Source organism: Nonomuraea sp. NPDC049750 (assembly GCF_040659625.1).
In the GTDB taxonomy this organism is placed as follows: Bacteria; Actinomycetota; Actinomycetes; order Streptosporangiales; family Streptosporangiaceae; genus Nonomuraea.
This window is the reverse complement of the sequence record NZ_JBFANB010000048.1, coordinates 1-19,838: the sequence shown is the minus strand read 5'-3', so window position 1 is coordinate 19,838 and position 19,838 is coordinate 1. Positions and strand designations below refer to the sequence as shown.

Annotated in this window: 22 protein-coding genes and 1 pseudogene; 9 read left to right on the top strand and 14 right to left on the bottom strand. The window is 69.7% G+C overall.

The window, feature by feature from the left end; genetic code table 11:
• Window positions 1–59 precede the first annotated feature (59 nt).
• Together AB0J16_RS55655 and AB0J16_RS55650 are read left to right on the top strand one after the other, a co-directional pair.
• Window positions 60–608, top strand: coding sequence for a nitroreductase family deazaflavin-dependent oxidoreductase (locus tag AB0J16_RS55655; RefSeq protein ID WP_358556244.1), 549 nt, complete (start codon window positions 60–62; stop codon window positions 606–608).
• Window positions 609–896, top strand: a complete 288-nt coding sequence (locus AB0J16_RS55650; RefSeq protein WP_358556377.1) for a glycine radical domain-containing protein — start codon at window positions 609–611, stop codon at window positions 894–896.
• 122 nt (window positions 897–1,018) lie between these two features.
• Here the strand turns inward: AB0J16_RS55650 and AB0J16_RS55645 are convergent, their stop codons facing one another.
• Window positions 1,019–3,922, bottom strand: a complete 2,904-nt coding sequence (locus tag AB0J16_RS55645) for a pyridoxamine 5'-phosphate oxidase family protein (protein WP_358556241.1) — start codon at window positions 3,920–3,922, stop codon at window positions 1,019–1,021.
• On the bottom strand, window positions 3,922–4,668 hold the full coding sequence (locus AB0J16_RS55640; protein ID WP_358556238.1) for an HAD-IA family hydrolase: 747 nt from the start codon (window positions 4,666–4,668) through the stop codon (window positions 3,922–3,924). The genes AB0J16_RS55645 and AB0J16_RS55640 overlap by 1 nt, the downstream gene beginning before the upstream one ends.
• A 219-nt stretch (window positions 4,669–4,887) precedes the next feature.
• Between AB0J16_RS55640 and AB0J16_RS55635 the strand changes: the two genes are divergently transcribed.
• A complete protein-coding gene (locus tag AB0J16_RS55635) occupies window positions 4,888–5,790 on the top strand; it encodes an ABC transporter ATP-binding protein (protein ID WP_358556235.1) in 903 nt (300 codons plus the stop codon).
• Window positions 5,787–7,367 carry an ABC transporter permease gene (locus AB0J16_RS55630; protein ID WP_358556232.1) on the top strand — a complete coding sequence of 527 codons (1,581 nt, stop codon included), beginning with the start codon at window positions 5,787–5,789 and terminating at the stop codon, window positions 7,365–7,367. The genes AB0J16_RS55635 and AB0J16_RS55630 overlap by 4 nt, the downstream gene beginning before the upstream one ends.
• Before the next feature lie 104 nt (window positions 7,368–7,471).
• Here AB0J16_RS55630 and AB0J16_RS55625 read toward each other — a convergent pair whose 3' ends face one another.
• On the bottom strand, window positions 7,472–8,410 hold the full coding sequence (locus tag AB0J16_RS55625) for a hypothetical protein (RefSeq protein WP_358556230.1): 939 nt from the start codon (window positions 8,408–8,410) through the stop codon (window positions 7,472–7,474).
• A gap of 333 nt (window positions 8,411–8,743) precedes the next feature.
• On the opposite strand from AB0J16_RS55625, the gene AB0J16_RS55620 reads away from it, so the two are divergent.
• Window positions 8,744–9,268 carry a hypothetical protein gene (locus AB0J16_RS55620; protein WP_358556227.1) on the top strand — a complete coding sequence of 175 codons (525 nt, stop codon included), beginning with the start codon at window positions 8,744–8,746 and terminating at the stop codon, window positions 9,266–9,268.
• Window positions 9,269–9,921: 653 nt separating this feature from the next.
• On the opposite strand, the gene AB0J16_RS55615 is transcribed toward AB0J16_RS55620, so the two are convergent.
• The gene (locus tag AB0J16_RS55615; protein WP_358556224.1) at window positions 9,922–10,392 is read right to left on the bottom strand and encodes a helix-turn-helix domain-containing protein; all 471 of its coding nucleotides are present in this window, start codon (window positions 10,390–10,392) and stop codon (window positions 9,922–9,924) included.
• 355 nt (window positions 10,393–10,747) lie between these two features.
• On the opposite strand from AB0J16_RS55615, the gene AB0J16_RS55610 reads away from it, so the two are divergent.
• A complete protein-coding gene (locus AB0J16_RS55610; protein WP_358556221.1) occupies window positions 10,748–11,893 on the top strand; it encodes an FAD-dependent monooxygenase in 1,146 nt (381 codons plus the stop codon).
• Window positions 11,894–11,959: 66 nt separating this feature from the next.
• Here the strand turns inward: AB0J16_RS55610 and AB0J16_RS55605 are convergent, their stop codons facing one another.
• Both AB0J16_RS55605 and AB0J16_RS55600 read right to left on the bottom strand, forming a co-directional pair.
• On the bottom strand, window positions 11,960–13,150 hold the full coding sequence (locus AB0J16_RS55605) for an FAD-dependent monooxygenase (protein WP_358556218.1): 1,191 nt from the start codon (window positions 13,148–13,150) through the stop codon (window positions 11,960–11,962).
• Window positions 13,147–13,686 carry a transcriptional regulator gene (locus AB0J16_RS55600; RefSeq protein WP_358556215.1) on the bottom strand — a complete coding sequence of 180 codons (540 nt, stop codon included), beginning with the start codon at window positions 13,684–13,686 and terminating at the stop codon, window positions 13,147–13,149. Before AB0J16_RS55600 ends, AB0J16_RS55605 begins: the two co-directional genes overlap by 4 nt.
• Window positions 13,687–13,832: 146 nt before the next feature.
• Between AB0J16_RS55600 and AB0J16_RS55595 the strand changes: the two genes are divergently transcribed.
• Window positions 13,833–14,534, top strand: a complete 702-nt coding sequence (locus AB0J16_RS55595; protein ID WP_358556212.1) for a DUF998 domain-containing protein — start codon at window positions 13,833–13,835, stop codon at window positions 14,532–14,534.
• 11 nt (window positions 14,535–14,545) lie between these two features.
• Here the strand turns inward: AB0J16_RS55595 and AB0J16_RS55590 are convergent, their stop codons facing one another.
• The 5 genes from AB0J16_RS55590 to AB0J16_RS55570 all read right to left on the bottom strand — a co-directional run bounded on the left by AB0J16_RS55590 (window position 14,546) and on the right by AB0J16_RS55570 (window position 17,067).
• Window positions 14,546–14,686, bottom strand: coding sequence for a cation:proton antiporter (locus tag AB0J16_RS55590; protein WP_358556209.1), 141 nt, complete (start codon window positions 14,684–14,686; stop codon window positions 14,546–14,548).
• Window positions 14,687–14,998: 312 nt separating this feature from the next.
• Window positions 14,999–15,121, bottom strand: a complete 123-nt coding sequence (locus AB0J16_RS55585) for a hypothetical protein (protein WP_358556206.1) — start codon at window positions 15,119–15,121, stop codon at window positions 14,999–15,001.
• 20 nt (window positions 15,122–15,141) lie between these two features.
• A complete protein-coding gene (locus AB0J16_RS55580; RefSeq protein ID WP_358556203.1) occupies window positions 15,142–15,306 on the bottom strand; it encodes a hypothetical protein in 165 nt (54 codons plus the stop codon).
• Between the two features lie 28 nt (window positions 15,307–15,334).
• Window positions 15,335–16,627 (bottom strand): ArsB/NhaD family transporter, encoded by a 1,293-nt coding sequence (locus tag AB0J16_RS55575; protein ID WP_358556200.1) that lies wholly within the window; start codon window positions 16,625–16,627, stop codon window positions 15,335–15,337.
• Entirely contained in the window at window positions 16,624–17,067 is a 444-nt protein-coding gene (locus AB0J16_RS55570) for a CBS domain-containing protein (protein ID WP_358556197.1), read from the bottom strand. Before AB0J16_RS55570 ends, AB0J16_RS55575 begins: the two co-directional genes overlap by 4 nt.
• A 473-nt stretch (window positions 17,068–17,540) precedes the next feature.
• On the opposite strand from AB0J16_RS55570, the pseudogene AB0J16_RS55565 reads away from it, so the two are divergent.
• Window positions 17,541–17,936, top strand: a pseudogene (locus AB0J16_RS55565) (DUF998 domain-containing protein); the annotation flags it as partial.
• Between the two features lie 6 nt (window positions 17,937–17,942).
• Complete coding sequence (locus AB0J16_RS55560; protein WP_358556194.1) at window positions 17,943–19,085, top strand: FAD-dependent monooxygenase; 1,143 nt, start codon at window positions 17,943–17,945, stop codon at window positions 19,083–19,085.
• A gap of 44 nt (window positions 19,086–19,129) precedes the next feature.
• Here the strand turns inward: AB0J16_RS55560 and AB0J16_RS55555 are convergent, their stop codons facing one another.
• The 3 genes from AB0J16_RS55555 to AB0J16_RS55545 form a co-directional block, all read right to left on the bottom strand.
• Window positions 19,130–19,267: a hypothetical protein gene (locus AB0J16_RS55555; protein ID WP_358556191.1), complete on the bottom strand. Its 138-nt coding sequence runs from the start codon at window positions 19,265–19,267 to the stop codon at window positions 19,130–19,132.
• A gap of 85 nt (window positions 19,268–19,352) precedes the next feature.
• A complete protein-coding gene (locus tag AB0J16_RS55550; RefSeq protein WP_358556189.1) occupies window positions 19,353–19,622 on the bottom strand; it encodes a DUF4158 domain-containing protein in 270 nt (89 codons plus the stop codon).
• 105 nt (window positions 19,623–19,727) lie between these two features.
• Window positions 19,728–19,829 (bottom strand): universal stress protein, encoded by a 102-nt coding sequence (locus AB0J16_RS55545; protein ID WP_358556374.1) that lies wholly within the window; start codon window positions 19,827–19,829, stop codon window positions 19,728–19,730.
• Window positions 19,830–19,838 lie beyond the last annotated feature (9 nt).

The following is a 19,838-nucleotide window of genomic DNA, read 5'->3' as shown; positions in this document are numbered from 1 at the left end:
TGCCCGATCCGCCGCCACTTTGGTGTGCTGGAAACGACACCCCCACAAAGGAGGCAGCGATGGACACCACACATGCCAAGAGCTTTCCGCGCTGGCTGTATCGAGGCGGTCGCCCGAACCGTCTGGCACGGGCGATGAACCGGTTCTCGGCCATCCTCCATGCGACCGGCGTGCTGATGCCCGCCCGGATGGTGACTTTGGAGGTGCGCGGCCGCCGCAGCGGGCGCATGATCTCTTTCCCGCTGGTCGTCGCGGACTATCAGGGCGAGCGCTACCTGGTGTCGATGCTCGGGGAGAAGGCCAACTGGGTGGGCAACGTACGCGCCGCCAAGGGGCATGCGCTCCTGCGACACGGCCGCCGCGAAAGGATCCTGCTGGAGGAGGTCGCCTGCGAACTTCGCGCCCCGATCCTGCGCCGCTACCTGGCTGTCGCGCCGGGCGCCCGGCCGCACATTCCCGTGGACCGGCACGCTCCGGTGGCCGACTTCCAGCAGATCGCCAACCGGTTCACCGTCTTCCGCATCGTGCCGGCCCCGATCGCAAGCAGTCGGCCATCGGAGGACGAAGTCCTGAATGCGGATGCCATTGGCCCGCAGGAGATGGCGTGACTGAAAGGCCCCTGGACCCGCACCTCCACCTTCATCGACATCTACCTCCAGCGTGACCTCGCCGAAGGGCTGATCACCGAAGAACGCGCGCAGGAGCTCATCGACGCCGCCGGGTATCACATGAACGTCAACGTCCTGACGCGGGTGGTGCTGCTGGACGCCATGGAGCACCCCGACCGCTACCCGCAACTCACCATCCGCGTCTCCGGCGACGCCGTCAACTTCGTCCGCCTCACCCCCGAACAGCAACGCGACGTCATCAACCGCACCTTCCACGGATCACTGTGAACACCCGCCAGGCCCACCTCCAACAGGCCGCCACCGAGCTGTGCCACCCGCCGGCCCCACCGGGCACCGGCGTGATCAGCACCTGAGATGCTGGTCCGCCGGCGCCCAGCCAGGCACACCACTCAAAGGCCGTGGATACGTCGGCCGGTGATCTGGTGCGGGACGATGCGGATGTACAGGTGGCGTTCGCCGCCGGCCCATGGCGTGACATCGGCATGGGCCACTTTGATCGCTTCGTCCTCCGGCACATGGTGGGCGGGGCCCTGGATGAGGACGCTCCAGCCCGCCCGCTGGGCCTCGTCGATCCGGTCCACCTGGAAAGCGATCTTGATGTCCACGCCCTCCAGCCCGGTGCGCAGGTCCTGGTCCATAGGGCCACCGCGGGCGGTGCGGAAGACGATGGCGCCGTCGTGGAGCTTGTAGTTGACGGGTAGCACTGTCAGCCCGTGGGAGCCGTTGAACGCCACCCGGCCGATGCCACCTGGCGCGACCAGCCGCAAGCACTCCTCCGGCTCCAGCATCTCCAGGACGGGTTTCTCCGCTGCCGCGCCGGGACCGGGCGGGCGATCACGGCCACCGCCCAGCAGGTCCTGAACGGTCGTTTCCAGAGCAGCGGCCAGGCGGGCCACGGTGTTCCGGTCCGGAGTGCCCAGATGGCCTTCCAGATGCCCGATGTATTCGGCCGACATGTCCGCGCGGTCGGCGACCTGCGCAAGGGTGAGGCCGAGCCGGTCGCGGTGGTAGCTCACGCGGCGTCCGAAGTCACCACTATCTGTCATGATCATTTCCTGTTCGGTGATGGTGAGAGCGGCGCCTTGAGGCAGAGTGACGCCGTCGACACGGGTACTTTCGTTATCGGCCTCGATGGCGAGCCGGATTCCACGGAAGCGGATCGGCAACGACAACGAGCCGAGTCGCTCGGGCAGCCGGGGATTGAGGCGCAGACCGTCCGGCCTCGGCTCCAGGCCCAGGTAGCAGCGTTGCAGCATGTCGAGGGTGCCGGCCATGGCGCCCAGGTGGATGCCCTCGGCGGTGGTCCCCCCTTGCACATCGTGGGCGTCGCTGATCAGCGCTTCGGCGAAGAACTGCCAGGAGCGCACCCGATCGGAGCGGGCAAGTACCCAGGCGTGGACGACGGCACTGAGAGTGGAGCCGTGGCTGGTGCGGTCCAGGTAGTAGGCGATGGTGCGGGAGATCAGATCGAGGTCGTACGGGTAGCCGAGCCGTTTGAGAATCGCCAGCAGTTCTTCGGCGTTGAGCAGGTAGAACAGCATCAGCGTGTCGGCCTGCTTGGAGGCTTTGTAGCGGTTGACGTCGTCATCGTCGGCCTCGAGTGCCCGGTCCAGGCGGCGCACACCCTTGTAACGGGCCCAGTCAAGCTCGTCGAGTTCGGCATAGCCGGTGAACTGGCTGATGACGCCGTCATGGAAGTCGACCCGCATGCGCCGGGTGATGTCCTCCCACCGCGCGGCCTCCTCCGAGCCGACTCCGCCAAGTTCGAGCGCATGTGACAGCAGCCACACGGTCATGATGTTGGTGTAGGCGTTGTTGGCCAGGCCGGGGGAGGCGGCCCCCGGGTAGGCGGTGTGGTACTCGTCCGGTCCCATGACGCCGTGGATCTCATACCGTCCCGACACGGGGTCGAGTACGGCCAACGAGGCGAAGAACCTGGCGATGTCGGTCAGCAACTCGGCGCACCATGGCGGCATGGACCCTGTGGCCAGGTAGTACTGCCAGACGTTGTAGCCGATGGCCAGCCCGACGTGGCGCTGCAGGTGGGAGACGTCCGGCAGCCAGCGTCCCGAGGCGGGGTTGAGATGGTAGATCTGGGTCTCCTCGCGGCCGTCGCTGCCGCTCTGCCAGGGGAACATCGCGCCGTCGAAGTCGGCGGCGCGGGCCGCCGCCCTGGCCTCGGGCAAGCGCCGCCAGCGGTAGCGCAGCAGGCCGAGTGAGATCTCGGGGAAGCGCAGGTTCAGCCAAGGCAGGACGAACAGCTCGTCCCAGAACACGTGTCCGCGATACGCCTCGCCGTGCAGGCCACGAGCGGGTACGCCGGCGTCCAGGTCGGCGGTGTACGGGGAGAGCGTCTGCAGCAGGTGAAAGACGTTCAGGTGGACGAGCTGCGACAGCTCGGGCCCGTCCACGTCCACAGCGGCCCGCTCCCACAGCCGCTCCCACTCCGCCTCGTGCGCGTCCAGCAGTTCGGCGAAGCCCGCGGCCAGCCGCGCCCGCCGTAGGGCGGCTGAGAGCGGGTCGTGAATGGCGGGATCGCGCGAGGTCAGCAGGGCGACGACCTTCGTGAGCGTCACCGGCGTGCCCTCCACGGCGTCCAGCACATGCTCCGTGGTGATGTGGTCGCAATCGTCGGAACTGGAACCGGGGATGGGGGCGTCGACGCGCGCAGCGAGCGCGACGGTGATGCGAGAGGAGCGCGTGGTCGCGGTCAGCCAGGTCAGCTCGTCCTGCCCGCCTGTGGTGTGCCCCGTCAGGTGGTCACCGCGCAGGTCACGGTAGCGTGCGACGCCGCTGTTGGTCACCCGCCCGTCCAGGGTGGCGCGGACGCGGAGCGGGCCGGACCAGTTCTCCGCGGTGAAGGTCGTCTCCAGGGCGGCGAGGGCGGGATCGGCCATGGACACCAGGCGGCGTTGCCGTACCCGCGTGACGCGGCCCTGCGCGTCGCGCCAGCGCAGTTCCCGGAGCAGCACTCCGTGCCGCAGGTCGAGCTTCTGGGAGTAGTCCAACAGGTCGGCCTGCTCAGGGCAGAACCAGTTCGAGCCCGGCGTGGCGAAGGTCAGCGGTAGCCAGTCCGGCAGGTTGACCAGGTCCTCGTTGACGACCGTCCGGCCCGCCACTTCGGAGGTGAGACGGTCGTAGCAACTCGCTTGATAGGTGCCCGGCGTGCGGATCCGGCCGTCGGGCGTGGCACCGCGGGTGGCGAAGCGGCCGTTGCCGAGCGTGCACAGCGCCTCGCGCAACCCCTCCGAGGCCGGATCGAAGCCCTCGTAGGCGAGCACCCACGGGTTCATCACAGCCTCACAGGGACACGCCCAGTAACGGACAACTCTGCCAGGTCCGGCACGACGACGTCCGCCCCCGCACGGCGCATCGCCGCCTCCTGCGACCTGCCGCGGTCCACCCCTATGACCAGGCCGAAGGCGCCCCTGCGCCCGGCCTCGACGCCGGGGAGCGCGTCCTCCACGATCGCCGTGTCTCCTGCGGCCACTTCCAGGCGTCGGGCGGCTTCGAGGTAGAGCGCCGGATCAGGTTTGCCGGGCATGCCGAGTCTGGCCGAGTCGTTGCCGTCGACCACCGTGTCGAACAGACGCATCAGGCCCACGGAGGTGACGACCATACGGCAGTGCCTGCTGGCCGACACCACCGCGGTGCGGCAACCGCGCCGCCGCAACTCATGCAGCAAGTCGACGGTCGAAGGAAAGGCGGTCACCCCGTGCTGGGCGATCTCCGCCACGAACAGCGCGTCCTTGGCCATTGCGAGGCCGTGTACGGTCGGCGCGCCCGGTTCGTCGCCGGGACCGCCTTCGGGCAGCGTGATGCCGCGGGAGGCCAGGAACATGCGCACACCGTCGAGTCGCGATCTGCCGTCCACGTGACGCAGGTAGTCATCACGGATGTCGAACGGTGCGGACCGGCCCCGCAGGACGCCGTCGAACACGTGCTTCCACGCGGCGGCGTGCACCCGGGCCGTGTCGGTGACGACGCCGTCGGTGTCGAAGATCACGGCCCGCAGCTTGGTCAGGTCAAGGGCGGCCATACCGATGACGGTACCCAGTCGCTTCCGCCGCAGACAGGGCCCTTAGACCCTTGCGCCGGCGTGCTGCCGGGCTCGGTCAGCACCCAGGCGGCCGGAGAAGCTCACTCATGTCCCTGCGTTGCGCATCCTGGCCCCGTAACGGGCCGATTGGCATGTCCTTCGGCCCTGCCACATCCGATGAACGCGGAGGACGCTGGAAGCCGGACGGAAGGAGCCGACATGTCCGCTGTGATCGTAGAAGGACTGCGCAAACGCTACGGGACAGTGAAGGCCGTCGACGGGCTGAGCTTCACTGTCGAGCGGGGCGAGGTGTTCGCGCTGCTCGGGCCGAATGGCGCGGGCAAGACAACGACCGTGGAGATCCTGGAGGGACACCGCGGACGTGACGGCGGCCAGGTATCAGTGCTCGGATTCGATCCGGCCACCGGCGGCCGACCCTACCGGGAACGCATCGGGATCGTGTTGCAGGAGGCCGGGTTCGAGGAGGAGTTCTCCGTCTTCGAGCTGGTCCGGTTGTACGCCAGGTTCTACTCGCGTCCGCGTGATCCGGATGAGGTGGTGGAGCAGGTGGGGCTGAAGGACAAGCGCGGTGCCCGCGTGCGGACGCTGTCCGGTGGGCAGCGGCGTCGCCTGGATCTGGCGCTCGGTCTCATCGGCCGGCCGGAGCTGCTGTTTCTGGACGAGCCGACCACCGGGTTCGACCCTTCGGCCCGCCACCACGCTTGGGAACTGATCGACGGTCTGCGCTCGTCCGGGACGACGATCCTGCTCACCACCCACTACATGGACGAGGCCCAGCATCTCGCCGACCGGGTGGCGGTGCTGCGCGAGGGTGGACTGGTCGCGGTTGGCGCGCCGGACACCCTCATCGCGGCCGAGCGCACCAGCGTGCTGTCCTTCTGGCTGCCAGAGGGAACCAGGCCGGCCGACCTGCCGCTCCTGGCAGGGCACATCGAAACGCGCGGCCAGTCGGTGTCTGTCCGGACCGAGCAGCCCGCTCGCGACACGCATGTCCTGACGGGCTGGGCGCTGGGGCGCGGCATCGAGCTGACCTCGCTGTCGCTGGCGCGGCCGTCGCTGGAGGACGTTTATCTCGACCTGGTGGGCGGACAGACATCATGATCCTGCGGCTGGTCTGGCATGAGACCCGGTCCTTCTTCCGCACCCCGATGGCGGCCGTCTTCACCGTCGCGATGCCGCTGCTGATGGCGGTGATCGTCGGTGCCGCGATGGGCAACCAGGTCGTCGAGCCCCGGTCGGGCGTGCGGGTGATGCAGTTCGTCATCCCGGTCATGGCCGTGTTCGGTGTCGCGCAGGGCTGTTTCGGCGCGCTGGCCATCCACCTGACCGATCTGCGCGACCGCGGCTGGCTGAAGCGGCTGCGCGGCACGCCGGTGCCCGCGTGGGCGGTGCTGGCGGGGCTGGTGGGAGCGTCGCTGGTGATCGCGGTGATGACGGTCGCCCTGCTGCTTACGGCGGGCCTGGTCTTTTACGACGTGCAGATGGTCTGGCGCACGCTGCCTGCGCTGCTCCTCACCCTGCTGGTCGGGGCGTTCTGCTTCACCGCGCTCGGTTTCGCCGTGGTCGCGCTGGTGCGCAGCGCTGCGGCGGTGCAGTTGCTCGGCACGGGGGTGGTGCTGGCGCTGGCGTTCATCTCCGACATCATCCTTGTCGGCGCCCGGCTCCCCGCCTGGCTGGATGTTGTGGGCTGGATCTTCCCGCTGCGGCACTTGGCCAACGCCGTCCGCGACGCCATGAACCCGTTCCTGACCGGCACCGGCCTCTCCGCCGACCACTTGGCGGTGCTGGCGGCCTGGGGGATCGGCGGCTCGGCGCTGGCCGTGTGGCGTTTCCGCTGGGAACAGCCTCCGGCCCGGCGGGGGACGGCTCGTGCGGTGCGTCACCTGCCGCCGCCACGGCGGGGTCGGCCCTCGTCGTGGCGCCTGCTGGCCGGTCAGGCCGGGCACGCGGTCATCAGGACGCGCCGCGACCTGTCATCCGCGTTCTTCACGCTGGTCCTGCCGGTGCTGCTGCTCGCGCTGATTTCGCTGGTCTTCGGCGATGCGCAGGTCGCCGGCGTCCGGCTACCGGTGTTCATGTTCGCCGCGATGATCACGTACACGGTGGGGGTAGCCTCCTACGTCAACATCGCCGAGACGATCGCCGGCGATCGGGAGCGAGGGGTGCTCAAACGGCTGGCCGGCACGCCGCTGCCGCCCTGGGCCTACCACGCGGGCAACCTCACTACCGCCCTCGTGGTCACGCTGATCACCACTGTCGTGCTGGCGGTGGTGGCCGCGCTCGGCTACGGGGTCGGGATTGAGCCTGGCGTGATTCCTGGGATGCTCGCCACGATCGTCCTCGGCAGCGTGTGCTTCGCGGTCCTCGGCGCCGTCATGGTGGCGTTCGTGACCAAGCAGCAGACCGTCAACGCGATCACCCTCGGCACCTTCCTGCCCCTGGCTTTTGTCTCCGACGTGTTCGTCGTCGGTGGCGAGTTACCTGAGATCCTTCGCACGGTCGGCGGCGTCTTCCCTCTCAGGCACATCTCCCACGCGCTACTCGCCATGCTGGACCCGGCTGGACGGCCGTGGCCCTGGGCAGACCTCGCCGTGGTGGCCGCCTGGACGCTCGCCGGAGCCGCGGTTCTCGCCGTCAAGGAAGGCAGGAGAGGCGCCGTCCACCGAGTCGAGGCGTGACTCCTGGCACGGAAAGGACCTGTCGTCCTCAACGGGCAGATCCTCATCCCCTCCAGCCTGGTGATCCGCATCCGTCCGGAGTCTCGGCGTTCGCGGCCCCTTGGTCAGGCCAGGAGGTCGGTGACGGGGCGCCGAGGAGCGCGAGCCACGATCGGGCCGTAGCCGAGCCGCATGATCATTTGGGGATGCCCGCTCCGGTGGTGCGGGTCGCTGCGGCGTCGCATGTCACGCAGGTCAAGAGGCTGGTTGAGGTACGACATCGAGATCGCGTGCTTGGTCGCCACCAGCAGCACGCGCTGCAATGCCTGTCCGGCGCGCAGCCAGTCCATCGGCCCGTCGGAGCCGGTGGCAAGCACCGCTAGCTGTGGGCGCAACTCGAAGCGCGTGCTGCCTGCCCGGCGCCCGAAGTCACGGACCGGATCCACCTCGCCGACGGCCAGGGGTCCCTGTACGTGAGGGGGTACCCCCCGGCCGGTGGTCCATGTGGCCAGCTCGGCGAGATAGTCCTTGTCACCGGCCAGTTCGTCCTGCGCGATGGCGGCGTAGTCGAGCATGTCGGTGACGCCGCACGGGTCCAGGAAGATCAGGCTGGCGCGCTCCGTCGAGGCGGCCGCGCGCATCTCGCTCAGCACCGCAGCCGGAATGAGACGATCGTTGTAGGGCATTCTGTTGGTACGCCGGTACGGGATGAGTTCGTACAGCTCCCGCATCTCAGCCGAGGGCGGCCCCCACGTGCCGAACCGCACGGTGGCCAGCAGTTCCGGCACCTCCTGCGCAGCCGGAAGCAGCTCAACCATGGGTCTGCGTCCGGCCGCGTGAGCCGCGACGCGCAGGTTGAACAGCGCGGCGCCGCAGCTGACGTGGAGTGAACGCCCGCGCGGATCGCTCACGCGCAGCCAGCGGTCCCAGTCGGCCAGCATCTCGATCACATCGCCGTGGCGCACCTTGAACCGCCAGGGCTGGGTGTTGTGCACCGAAGGCGCTTCCCCGGCCGCCACGAGCAGCCGCCTGGCCGCGAGGTCGATGGTGTGTGCAATGGTCATGACGCACCTCCCTGGTGCTGAGGCTGTTCTGTGAGAGGGAGTGCCGTTAGGGGCGGAGGTCCTGCCGAAGGTCCCACCGGCAGCGGGGGACCAACGCCGCCGTGGCCGGGACCTCTCCACGGCCCTGGACCTTCTTGGCCGCCGTTCGGCAAGCGGAGCCCGGCCGACAACCACTCGCCGGACACGGTCAGGTGACCGCTCGCCTCCGCCTGCTGGAATCGAGGGGACCAAGGTCCTGGTGCTGCGGGTCGTACGGCACTGCTGGGAGAACACGAGAAGCGGTGTGCTTAGGGCGTGAGAAGAACGACGGATCAGCACTGAAAGGGGGCCATCATGGCCACCACCATCAACAGGCCCGTCCTGGAGAGCGGCGCCATCGCCGCGCACCGTCCTGTCGATTACGTCTGGGCGGTCGCCCGGATCTCGATCGGGTGGATCTTCCTGTGGGCATTCCTGGACAAGACCTTCGGCTGGGGCTTCGCCACTCCGGCCAACCGGGCCTGGATCGAGGGTGGCAGCCCGACGACCGGGTTCCTCAAGGGAACCGGCGAGAACGCGCTCGGCGGCCTCTTCTCCAGCCTGGCCGGACAGGCCTGGGTGGACTGGCTGTTCATGACCGGCCTGCTCGGCATCGGCCTGGCGCTGGTCCTGGGCGTCGGCACCCGGATCGCCGCCGGCGCCGGCACCGCGATGCTCGTCCTGATGTGGGCCGCCGAACTACCCCTGGCCAACAACCCGTTCATGGACGAACACCTCATCTACGCCATCGTCCTCATCGGCCTGGCCCTCGCCGGCGCGGGCACCACCCTCGGACTCGGCAACCTGCCAATCGTCCAGCGCAACGCCTGGCTGAAGTAGTGCGAACGGCCAAACGCCCACCTCCGACGCCGGGAGGTGGGCGTTGGCTCCGTGTGGACCCCGCCGGTCAGGCCCGCCACCTCGGCGCGGCGCAGGCCGCTGCCGAACAGCAGATAGACGATGGCCCGGTCGCGGACCGGACGGGCGTGGGCGTGCAGGCGCGCCGCGGTGGCGTCGACCCTTGAGCTCGTGGAAGGCCTCGATCCGGTCGACGACGTTCTTGACGGTGCGGACCTGGGCGGCGGCCAGCGCGCGCGACTGCGGGGCGGGCAGCTGCAGCGGCGCGACCCGCTTGGTCGGGTCGCCATGGCGCAGCAGCCCTTCGGGGGCGTGCGCGGTGATCCAGGTGAACAGCGCCGAGGCGTGTGTCAGGTGATTGTTGACGGTCGCGGCGGCCATCGGAGCCGCCCGCCCGTCGCGGCCGCGGTTGTCGGCGGCGGCCAGGTGGTCGCGCCAGGCGGTGACCTCGCGCGGGGTGAGGGCCGACAGGCGGTCGTGCCCGAGGCCGCTGGTGATCCAGGTGCCGAAGCGTTGCAGATGCCGGGCGATCTTGGCGGGGACCTCCGGCGAGCGGACCCCGCGCACGGCCAGATCGAGGTAGCGCTCAGATCGAGGTAGCGCTCGATCCACGGCTCCGGCCTTCGCGGGAAAGATCATCTGGAACGCGTGGCCTGATGCTCCTGCCAGCGGTGCAGCAAAGTGGGGATCTCCTTGAGCATGAACTGGTAGAAGTCGCGCATCTGCGTCAGCCGTCGATGCGCGGGATCGGTGGCCATGGTCGTGGCGATGCCGGTTTCGGCGGCGGCGAGCATGAGTTGGACGACGGTGTTCTGGCTGGTGAACAAGGTGGCCCAGGCGTCATCGCGGAGCCGGTAGTGCTCGCGGCGGCTGCCGGGCGCCGGCAGGCGTTCGATCAGGCCAACCGATAGCAGGGACTTGACCGAGCCGGAGACCGAGCCGGCGCTGACGCCGAGCCGGTCGGCGATCTCGCCCATGGTGACCGTCTCGGCGTCGGTGAACAGGAACACCGCCAGTGTCCGGGCGGCCATGCGCTGCAAGCCGCCTTCGGTCAGGGTCAGGGCCAGCCGTTCGGCCGCCTGCCACTGCTCGTCTCTGTCGTTCACCCGCCACCTCCGATAGGCGACAGGATAGCGAACCTCGGAAGTGTTCAGAAACTTCTGAAGATTCGCTATATTGCTGACATCAGCTCCGTTCCGGAGATTCGATGGTGTGCCGGGAAGCCTGGTCGGCGACGTGAGTTCTCACGTGCCGACGAGGAGATGACCCCCGATGACCTTGCTCAGCCGGCTGTTCGGTGTACGTCCCGTCATCCGGCGCCCGGTGCGGGCGCAGCGTGACATCGTGATCCCGCCCCGCGCCCGGACGCCCCCTCACCCGGCACCTGGCTCGACCCCGCCGTCGAACACCGCGTCCTCGACCAGCTCTAACCCTTCAACCGGCTTCAGCAAGGAACCTTCTATGCGCGCCATCATCATCGGAGCCGGCATCGCCGGCCTGGCCGCCGCCCTGCGGTTGTCCCAGATCGGCTGGGACAGCCTCATCATCGAACGCGCCCCCACGCGCCGCAGCGGCGGCTACGGCGTCACCTTCGGCGGCATCGGCTACGACGCCGCCGAACGCATGGGCATCCTGCCCGCCCTGCTCCAGCGTGCCTTCATCACCGAAGAGCTCGTCTACCACAAGCCCGGCGGCGAACGGCGTTTCACCCTCACCCGCGAGACCATCGCCGCCACCATGGGCCCCCGGACGATGAACATCCTGCGCGGCGACCTCGAAACCGTCCTGTACGACAACGTGCGCAACAGCGCCGAGATCCGCTTCGGCACCACCATCACCGCCGTCGACCAGGACACCCGCGCCGTGCACGCCACCCTCAGCGACGGCACCGTGGAGCACGCCGACCTGCTGATCGGCGCCGACGGCCTGCACTCGGCCACCCGCGCCCTGGTCTTCGGCCCCGAAGAGGACTACCTGCTCGACCTGGAGCACCGGGTCGCCGTCTACATGCTCGATCAGCGCCCCGCCGCGATCGCGCCCGGCACCACCGGCACCCTGTCCTCGCGCGGCCGCACCGTCGCGGTCATCAGCGCCGGAGACGGCCGCAACGTCGCCTTCTTCGGCTACCGCACCGCACGCGGCGCCCGGGGCGACGACCCCGCCACGGTGCTGCCCCAGGTGTACGGTGACCTCGGCTGGGTCATTCCTGAGGTCCTGGCGGGCATGGCGAGGACCGACTCGGTCTACTTCGACACCATCAGCCAGGTCGTCGCCCCCCAGTGGAGCCGCGGCCGCGTGGTGCTGCTCGGCGACGCCGCCTGGTGCGTCACCCTGTTCGCCGGCTACGGCTCCGCCTTGGCTGTCGGCGGCGCCGACCGGCTCGGCGCCGAACTGGAACGCCACGGCGGCGACATCGGCGCCGCCCTGGCCGCCTGGGAGACAGCGCTACGGCCGGAGGTGGACAAGAAGCAGAAACTCGGCCGCCGGGTCAAAGGCGTCTACGCCCCCGCCAACCCGCTCCTGCTGTGGCTGACCCAGCTGCCGCTGCGTATGGCCGCACTGCCGCCGGTGCGCCGGTACATGACCCGCCGCTTCATCAAAGGCTGAACCCGCCGGTGACGACCCGGCCCAACTCCCGGGGTGGCAAAGGGTCGCTCCTCTCCATCATCACTGTCAGTGGCGGGTGGTCGGCGACGGCAGGTGCGGCGGCTGCCATCGCCAGGTGGCGTTGCCGTCGGCGGTGATGCCCTTGCGCCACAGCGGTGCCGGCATCAGCCGGATCATGGTCACCAGCGCCCGGTGCGCGGCCGCCGACGTGGTGCGCCGCCCGTCGGCGCGGGCACCACGCGCAGTGGCCTGGGTGCGCGGGCGGCGCTCGGTGTCGTAGCGGCGCAGCGCGGCCTCGACCATGAACGCACCGGTGGACTCCTCGGCGACGGCTACGGCGAGCACGACGGCGTCTTCGAGGGACTGCCCGGCGCCCTGACCGCGATCGGGACTCATCGCGTGCGCGGCGTCGCCGAGCAACGCCACCGGGCCGCGAACGTAGGTGGGCAGCGCGTCCAGGTCGTAGATGTCGATATGGATCACCGCCTGCTCCGGAGTGGCCGCGATCAGCGCCGGAATCGGTTCATGCCAAGAGGCGAGGCGGCGGGCCGCCTCGCTCTTCTCCCCTGGGTAGCGGACGCCGGCCTGGTCGGCTGTGGTGACGTAGGCCCAGTAGGCGCGGCCGCGGCTGATCGGGTGGATCAGGAAGTAGCCGCCGGGGCCCATGGTGACGCTGCCGGACAGTCCGTCGGCGTCCGCGAAGGCGCCGGTGCCGGCCTCGGCGATGCCCAGCCAGGCGGTGCGGCCCAGAAAACGCGGCGGCGGCGCGTCCGGCCACAGCAGTCGGCGCACCGTGCTGCGGATGCCGTCGGCGCCGATCAGCAGGTCGGCGCTGGCCTCGCCGCCGCTCCACGTCACCGTCACCGCGTCCTGATCGTGCCGGATACCGGTAACCTCCGCCCCGGTGTGCACCCATCCGGCGGGCACCGCCTCCAGCAGCACCCGGTGCAGGTCCGCGCGGTGGAAGGCGGTCAACGGGGTCGGGTCGCCGGGTCGGGCGCGTTGCAGGTAGCGGCCGTCCGGCACACGCAGGTTGCCGGCGGAGTAGGTGGGTACCCCGGCCGCGCGCGCCTGCTCACCCACGCCGAGCTCGGCCAGCGCGCGCATGGCGTTCGGGGCCTGGGACATGCCGGCGCCGATCTCGCCGAGTTCGGCCGCCCGCTCCAGCACGACGGCCTGCCAGCCGATCCGGTGCAGGGCCACGGCGGTGGCCAGTCCGCCGATGCCGCCGCCGACCACGATCGCCCGACCGGTCACGGTGTCTCCTCATCGTCAAGATTGCCTGCGGGCTCGTCGCCGGCATGGCCGTTGCCAGGGCCTGCGTTGGTGGGGTTCGGGTTGGCGGGGTCGGGGTGCAGGGGCGGCGCGCCCTTGAACACGCCTGCCATCCATTCAAAGGTGGCGTGCGCCTGGCGGATGCGGGCGGCCCTTCCGTCGTCCGGGCCGACCAGGTCCAGGCCGTCGCGGGTGATGTCGAGGAAGGAGGTGATGCCGGCGATCTGCTGGCGGGCCACCACCGCCCAGGCGTCCTCGGCCATCCGGTAGTAGACGGTCCGCTCGCCCGGCCGCGTGCGCCAGGTCAGGAAACCCATGCCGGTCAGCAGCCGCAGGTTGGAGGTCAGCGAGGCGCGGCTGGCGCCGATCGCCTGGCTGATCTGCCCGGCGGACTGCTCCGGCGGGTCGCAGACCATCAGCCAGCCCAGCACCCGCCCGGCGATCGGCGGCACGCCATCGCGGGCCAGATACATGGCGACCCGCTCCACCCACTCCAGCAGTGGTTCCTGTTCGGTCACGCCGGATCTCCTCCTCTTGCAGTTGTTTCAGTATGCGCTAAAATAGCTGTATCAGGATACGCCCCGGCCGGGGCGTGCTGTGGGAGAGCCGGGAAGTCTGGTCGGCCCGCGACGATCCGTCGCGGAGAAACAGGAGGACCGTCCCGATGTCATCTCGCACCCTGTCGGTGCTGCTTGGCAGCGGCATCGCCGCCGGTGTCCTGGTGCCGGCGCTGCTGTGGGCCGACGGCGCCACCCGGCCCGGCTACAGCCTGTGGCACCACGGCGCCAGCCAGCTCGGCACCGGCGAGCGCGCCTGGTTGCAGACGATCAACTTCGTGCTCGGCGGGCTGCTGCTGGCCGCCTTCGCCGCCGGGGTGCGCCGCGCCCTGCGCGGCGGGCGCGGCGCGACCTGGGGGCCGATTCTGCTCGCGGCCACGGCGGCGGGCCTGGTCGTGGCCGGGCTGGTGCCTACCGATCCCGCGCTGGGCTACCCGCCCGGCCAGCCGCACGTCGTCACCACCGCCGGCGTCGTCCACCAGGTGGCCGGCTTCCTGCTGTTCGCCGGGCTCAGCGCCGCCGCGTACGTGCTGGCCGGACGCCTGGGTCAGACGAGCCGCCGCTGGGCCGTTTACTCCCGGCTGTCCGGGACCCTCATCATTGTCTTCGCCTTCGCCGCCGGCATCGCCTACCGCCTGGACACCCAGGGCATCTGGCGACCGGCCCCCGCGGGCCTGCTCGAACACCTCTCGCTGCTGGCCGGGTTCGGCTGGGTAGCGGCCCTGGCCGTGCACCTGCTCCGCCGTCACGCCAGCGGCCGCCGCGCGAGCGCCCCTTCTCCGGCGGCGCGCGCCCACACACGGTGGTAGGAGAAGGGCCGCTACACGCACTGGCGCAGCCGGGGCGGCACCTTCTCATTGCCGACCAGCGCCGCGGCGAACACCGGGTCGGTCGGCGCCAGGATCGCGCCGATCAGCAGCGACTCGGTCCAGCCCAGCCCGACCAGGTAGTGCGCACCCACCGCGGTGATGGCCAGGGTGAGCGGCAGCCCCCAGCCGAGCGCCCGGCCCGGCAGCCGCCACGCGCTTGCGCAGTTCCGCCCAGCCCACCCGCATCCCGTCGGTGAACAGCACCGCGAACAGCGCCAGCTCCGCCAGCGTGCCCACCAGCTCGTCGCCGGGCGCCAGCGACACCACGCCGAGCGCGCCATCGCCGAGCACGAACCCGGCAATGAGGAACAGCGCCGCCGTCGACTAGATCGTGCGGTGGGCCAGGCTGGACAGCAGCACGGCCAGTAACAGCATGCCCGCGAACGCGAGCAGCAGCGAGCTCATCAGACGGCCTCTCCTTCATAGTGGATCGCCGCAGGAAAGCCGTCGGCCGGCCGGAGGCCGGGGAACGCCACCACCACCTGCGCCTCGGCCAGGCGCCGGTAGAGCGCCAGTAGGGCCGCCACTGCGGAGGAGCCCAGGAACCTCACCCCGACAGATCGATCACCGTCACAGCCGGCCCGGGCGGCAAGCACTCCTGCACCCGCGTGCTCAGCCCGCCCGCCGCAGGCCAGACCAGCTCACCCTCCAGGCGCACCACCAGCACCGTCTCCTCACACTCCGTATGCACGGCCAGCTCATCCGCACGCATCGGCTGCCTTTCGCTCCGGTGGGTCGGGTCAGGTCAGGTAGCGCAGCCACAGGTACGGCGTCACCAGCGCCACGGTGACGACCGTGACGATCAGGCCGTACTTGGTGAACTGCCAGAAGCTGATCGGGTGCCCGTTGCGGGCGGCGATGCCGATCACGACGACGTTGGCGGCGGCGCCGACGGCGGTGGCGTTGCCGCCCAGGTCGGCGCCGAAGGCCAGCGCCCACCACAGCACCTGCCCGGCGCCGTTGCCGCCGTTGGCCTGGACCAGGTCGGCGACGATGGGGCTCATCGTGGCCACGTAGGGGATGTTGTCCACGATCGCCGACAGCCCGGCCGAGGCCCACAGCAGCACCATCGTGGTCAGGCCGAGCTGCCCCGAGGTGGCCTCCACGGCCAGCCGGGAGACCTGGCCGATCACGCCGGTCTGCACCAGCGCGCCGACCATGACGAACAAGCCCATGAAGAACACCAGGGTGGGCCACTCGACCTCGGCGATGGCCTGCTCGGTGGTCACCTCGGTGGCCGCCACCAACAGGCCCGCTCCGAGGATGGCCACCACCGACGGCTCGTAGTGCAACACCGGATGCAGTACGAAGGCCGCCATCACCAGCGCCAGCACCGCCAGGCTCTGCCACAGCAGCCGGTGGTCGGCGATCGCCTCGCGCTCGTCCAGCGCCATGATCTCCTCGGCGCGTTCCGGATCGTAGACGAACGCCTTACGGAACAGCAGCCAGCACAACCCGACGAACACGACCATCAGCCCGACGACCATCGGCGCCATATGGATGAGGAAGTCGTTGAAGCTCAACCCTCCCCGGCTGGCGATGATGATGTTGGGTGGGTCGCCCACCAGCGTGGCCGCGCCGCCGATGTTGGACGCCATCGCCTCGGCGATCAGGAACGGCACCACCGGCAGCGCCAGCCGCTCACACACCAGGAACGTGACCGGCGCGATCAGCAGCACTGTGGTGACGTTGTCCAGCAGCGCCGATGCCGAAGCGGTGATCACCACCAGCAGCACCATCAGCCGGTACGGCCGGCCGCGGGCGCGTTTGGCCGCCCAGATGGCCAGATATTCGAACACGCCGGTCCGCTTCAGCACCCCGACGATCACCATCATGCCCAGCAGCAGGAAGACGACGTTCCAGTCGACGCCGCTGGTCTCGGAGAAGAACGCCGCTCCGGCATCGGTGGCGTGGATGGCCAGCATGATCCCGGCCCCGCCGAGCGCGGCCGCCACCCGGTGGATCTTCTCCGAGGCGATCAGCGTATACGCGCCCAGGAACACCGCGACCGACAGCCAGGCCAGCACCGTCATGCGGCCAGCACCCGGTCCAGCAGCGCCTGCAGGGTGACCGCGCCCAGCAGCCGGCCCTGCTCCACGACCGCGACCAGCGGGCTGTGCGTGCGCGCCATCAACGCGGCGAGCTCCAGCACGGTGGCGTCCGGATCGGTGACCGGCAGCTCGCGCCGTTCAGGGGGCAGCGCCTGGCGCACCGTCCGGCTGGCCAGAGAGGAGGCGAACGCATCGGCGTGTTTCTCATCCACCACCCGGGCCAGCGCCGGGTCGTCCAGGCAGTAGCCGGGCACGGCCAGGCGCAGCACCTGGGTGCCAGGCAGGATGCTGACCGGTAGCCCGCGCTCGTCGACGACGATCAGGCCGGGCAGGTCCTGGCCGGCCAGCAGCCGGGCGGCCTCGATCACTGGGGTGTCGGCGGTGACGGTCGGGAAGGTGGCGAGCAGGTCACGAGCGCGCACGGCGGGCCCCATTTTCACGGTCGGCGATAAGACTGCCGACCAGACTTCCCGGCGCACCTGTAGAGAACCTATCAACAAGCGTCAAGATCAGACACAGTGGCGGGTGCCGGTCATCAACGTGGCGAACCTGCGAAGAGACAGCCGCGCACTGGACATCCCCACCGCACTCAGGAAAACGCTGACGTGGGATCGCGGCAGAGAAATGGCCCCGCACCAGGCTTTCACCGCGGCGACGCGACACCTGGCCGGACGGGCGGCCAGGTGTTACATTCCTAGCAATTGGAAGATCGTGCCCCCAGGTGGGGTGCGGGTGTCGGTGAGCCGGGAAGCCTGGTCGGCCCGCGATCTGTGGGATCGCGGAGCGAGGAGGCTGCCTGCGATGCGCCCGACCACGACCCTACTCGGCTGCGGCATCGCCGCCGGCGTGTTCGTCCCGGCTCTGATCCTGATCGACGGCACCAACCCGGCCCGGCTACAGCCTCTGGCATCACGGCGCCAGCCAACGCGGCACCGGCGACCGCGGCCGGCTGCAAACGGCCAACTTCGTGATCGGCGGCCTCCTGTTGCTCGCCTTCGCCGCCGGGCCGCGCGGCACCCTTCCCCCCGGACGCGCAGCAGCCTGGGGGCCCATCCTTCTCACGGCCCGCACCCGCCGGATTGCTGGAGCACGCCGCCCTCTTGGTCGGTTTCGCCTGGATCATCGCCGTCGGCGTTCGTCTGCGCCGCCACCACCATGCAGCCGCGCAGGCCTGAGCGATGAAAGATCTGGGGGCCGGCCGTGCTCATCACCAGGGCAGCGAAGGAGCACGGTATGGGAGGCAGTTAAGTATCCGTGGAGATGTCCGGAAAATCTTCCTCAGGTTAGTTGAGGTGCCATGACCGAGCGGACAGTCCTGATCTCCGGAGCCGGCGTCGCCGGGCCTACAGCGGCCTACTGGCTAGCCAGGCACGGCTTCCACGTCACCGTCGTTGAACGTGCCGGAACGCCGCGCTCCAGCGGAAACCCGGTAGACGTCAGAGGCCCCGCCGTAGGCGTCGCTGAACGGATGGGCATCCTGCCCCGGCTGCGCGAGGCCGCCACCGGTACGCCAGGCCTCACCTTCGTCAACGCGGCCGGCAAGCGGGTCGGCCGGATGGACATGCGCGCCTTTCAACGGCCGGGCGAGATCGAGTTACCGCGCGGCGATCTCGCCTCGATCCTGTACGAGGCCAGTCGTGACCATGCCGAATACCTCTTCGACGACTCCATCGCGACCCTTGAGCAGGACGGGCACGGAATCGAGATCACCTTCGAGCGCGCCAGGCCCCGTCGATTCGACCTGGTGATCGGTGCCGACGGTTTGCATTCGACGACCCGTCGACTGACGTTCACCACCGAGAACGGGTTCCTGCGTCACATGGGCCTCTACGTCGCGACGATGCCGCTCGCCGGCCCGTTCGAGACCGGTCGGGACATCCTCATGCACAACGTCCCTGGCAAAGCGCTCGCCGTCAGCTCCACACCCAGCGGCGCGTTCTTCCTGTACCGCAGTGCGGCCGAACCCGGCTTCGACCACCGCGACAACGAGCAGCACAAGCGGCTGCTGACGCGCGCGTACCAGGACGTCTCCTGGCGCGCTCCCGAACTTCTTGAGCAAGTGCGCACCGCTGACGACCTCTACTTCGACTCGGTGAGTCATGTACGCCTGCCGCGCTGGTGGAACGGCCGGATCGTCCTACTCGGTGACGCCGCGTCCTGCGTGTCACTCTTCGGAGACGGCTCCACCCTGGCCATGGCGGGAGCGTGCACCCTCGCCGAGGAACTGTCCGCGGGTCCGGAGAATCCCGAGGCGGCCTTCCGCCGATACGAAGCCGCTCACCGGCGCCTGGTCGACCCCAAGCAGCGCACCATCACACAGGCGTCGGCGCTCCTGGTCCCCGCGACGCGAGTCGGCATCATGGTGCGGAACCTCGCCACCCGCCTGTGGCCCGCCGTGGCCGCCGCCGCCCGGCTGCAGCGCGCTTCCCGTTCGGCATAGGCCGCGGACACAGCCGAAAGCGATAGGGGGCGCTGCACAGCGACTCAGTCCTCCTCGTCCTCGGCGTCGGGCGTCTCGGGGTTACGGAGGGGGCGCCGGGCTCCGCCGAGCTCGTGATGGTAGAAGGAGTAGCGGCCGTGCACGTTGATGTGCTTGCAGATGAACGGTGACAGGCGGGCCACGTCCGCCTCCTGCACTGGGTAGCCCTGCTCGCGCAGCGGATGAGGGCGTCGTCGATGTAGGTGGTGTTCCACAGCGCCAGGCAGTTCACGACGGATCCTCGATCCCCAGCCGGGCGGCGACGACGTCCAGGACCTCGTTCGGCACCTCCAGCGGATCAACCAGGAAGCACCCCAGATAGCGAACGGTCACAAGCTGGAGGGCGAAGCCACACCTGATGTGCCAGCCGGGATGCGCCTTGATGAGTGCCATATCCTCGTTGTCGAGGAAGAAGATCTTCTCCATCTCGGCCCAGGAGGGCGGACCGTCGTAACGGCCGTAGTTCGCCGCTTCTGAGTCGCTCAGGAAGTCGACCAAAATCCTCCATGCACGCGAACATGCTTTCCGTCTTGCCGCGGCCATGGTGTTGCGCTGCTGTTGGGCTTGTTGCCGCCCTCCCTGGCGTGGTGAGAGAGCCGGATGTCATGCCGGAGTAGGCGCGTCCTTGGCGCGCACCACCGTCACCGTGCAGTGGGCGTGGTGCAAGACGCCTCGGCTGACCGAGCCGAGGACGATCGACTCGATCGCGTTCCT

Excerpts from the sequence above, each read along its gene's own strand:
- AB0J16_RS55655 (WP_358556244.1), top strand. The coding sequence starts at position 60 with ATGGACACCACACATGCCAAGAGCTTTCCGCGCTGGCTGTATCGAGGC.
- AB0J16_RS55645 (WP_358556241.1), bottom strand. The coding sequence starts at position 3,922 with ATGAACCCGTGGGTGCTCGCCTACGAGGGCTTCGATCCGGCCTCGGAG.
- AB0J16_RS55640 (WP_358556238.1), bottom strand. The coding sequence starts at position 4,668 with ATGGCCGCCCTTGACCTGACCAAGCTGCGGGCCGTGATCTTCGACACC.
- AB0J16_RS55635 (WP_358556235.1), top strand. The coding sequence starts at position 4,888 with ATGTCCGCTGTGATCGTAGAAGGACTGCGCAAACGCTACGGGACAGTG.
- AB0J16_RS55630 (WP_358556232.1), top strand. The coding sequence starts at position 5,787 with ATGATCCTGCGGCTGGTCTGGCATGAGACCCGGTCCTTCTTCCGCACC.
- AB0J16_RS55625 (WP_358556230.1), bottom strand. The coding sequence starts at position 8,410 with ATGACCATTGCACACACCATCGACCTCGCGGCCAGGCGGCTGCTCGTG.
- AB0J16_RS55620 (WP_358556227.1), top strand. The coding sequence starts at position 8,744 with ATGGCCACCACCATCAACAGGCCCGTCCTGGAGAGCGGCGCCATCGCC.
- AB0J16_RS55610 (WP_358556221.1), top strand. The coding sequence starts at position 10,748 with ATGCGCGCCATCATCATCGGAGCCGGCATCGCCGGCCTGGCCGCCGCC.
- AB0J16_RS55595 (WP_358556212.1), top strand. The coding sequence starts at position 13,833 with ATGTCATCTCGCACCCTGTCGGTGCTGCTTGGCAGCGGCATCGCCGCC.
- AB0J16_RS55580 (WP_358556203.1), bottom strand. The coding sequence starts at position 15,306 with ATGCGTGCGGATGAGCTGGCCGTGCATACGGAGTGTGAGGAGACGGTG.
- AB0J16_RS55575 (WP_358556200.1), bottom strand. The coding sequence starts at position 16,627 with ATGACGGTGCTGGCCTGGCTGTCGGTCGCGGTGTTCCTGGGCGCGTAT.
- AB0J16_RS55560 (WP_358556194.1), top strand. The coding sequence starts at position 17,943 with ATGACCGAGCGGACAGTCCTGATCTCCGGAGCCGGCGTCGCCGGGCCT.